Source organism: Pseudomonas sp. GW823-FHT06B06, assembly GCF_058795195.1.
Map to the genome: position 1 here is coordinate 1 of NZ_JBXAHO010000092.1, position 1327 is coordinate 1327.

Sequence of the window (1327 nt, forward strand, 5' to 3'; positions counted from 1 at the left end):
TGGACTTGCCCCTACCAAACTGGACACCAACTCCCCGTTAAATTGATGTTGCTGCCAAGCGCCTGAACTCCCTCGGCGAACGATAGTTCAAGGCGCTGTGCGGATGCTGCTCGTTGTAATGCTCGAAGGCAATCGCCAGGTTACGCAGCGCCGTTTCCCGATCCGGCTTGGGCATGTGCGCCACGTAATCACGTTTGATCGTCTTCACGAAGCTCTCTGCCATGCCGTTGCTCTGCGGGCTACGCACAGGCGTGGTCACCGTCTGCAAACCGATCTGTCGAGCAAACAGGCGCGTCTGTTCGGCGGTGTAGGCCGAACCGTTATCGCTGAGCCATTGCACCGGCGTGGCGGGCAGCTGATCACCGAAACGCTTCTCCACGCTTTCCAGCATCAAGTCGCGAATATCATCGCCGCTGTAACCGGTCGGGCTCGCGACCCAGCCGATGGCTTCGCGATCGCAGCAATCGAGGGCGAAGGTCACGCTCAGTTTGGCGCCGTCCTCACAACGGAATTCAAAGCCGTCCGAGCACCAACGCGTATCGCTGGTTTGCACCGCAATACGGCCTTCGTGCCGACGCGGCACGCCGGGTTGTTTGATCCGGCGTTCAAGCAACAGGTTGTGATCACGCATCACCCGGTAAACCCGCTTCACGTTGACCGCGGGTAGCAACTGGGCTTCACGGGCACGACGCAGCAACCCCCAGACTCGACGGTAGCCATAGCTGGGCAGTTCGCTGACCTGTTGCTGGATTTCGGCCACCAACTCAACGTCGTTCACAGGCCTGCTTCGCCGTGTCTTGGGCGATACCGATTGCTTGATTCGAACCGTTAATTGCGAGCGCGCCACACCGAGACATTCGCTGACCAGCTTCACTGGTCGTCCCCCGGCAACAAGGGTGAGTGCGCAATCCATTTTCGCGACCGGGCGATCTCCACGGCTTCTTTGAGGATCTCCGCTTCCATCGTTTTCTTGCCCAGCATCCGTTGCAGTTCACGGATCTGCTTGAGCGCATCGCTCAACTCGGAGGCAGGCACCACGGCTTCGCCCGCGCTGACCGCCGACAGGCTGCCGTCCTGGTAAAGCTTGCGCCACTGGAACAGCTGGTTGGCATTGATGCCGTTGCGCCGAGCCACCACCGAAACGCTTTGCCCTGGCTCAAGGCTCTCGCGAACCATGGCCAGCTTTTGCTCTGGACTCCAGCGGCGCCGCCGCTCCTGGCCCAAAAGCTCCCCACTCTTATCGTTGCTGTTAGTCATAAACATAACCGTTTGCCTATCCCTTATCGTAAGGAGGAAACGGTGTCCTGTCTTTCATGGGGCTCGTTCA

The 1327-nt window shown here is 59.5% G+C and carries 1 protein-coding gene; it reads right to left on the minus strand.

Translation table 11 applies throughout. The annotated features are described in order from the left end of the window. Positions 1–37: 37 nt before the first annotated feature. Positions 38–1257 (minus strand): IS3 family transposase gene (locus AC1Q8Q_RS32120; protein ID WP_420825043.1). Its coding sequence is split into 2 segments (ribosomal slippage): positions 38–912 and positions 912–1257, totalling 1221 coding nucleotides; the frame shifts between segments, so codons are not numbered across the junction. Positions 1258–1327 lie beyond the last annotated feature (70 nt).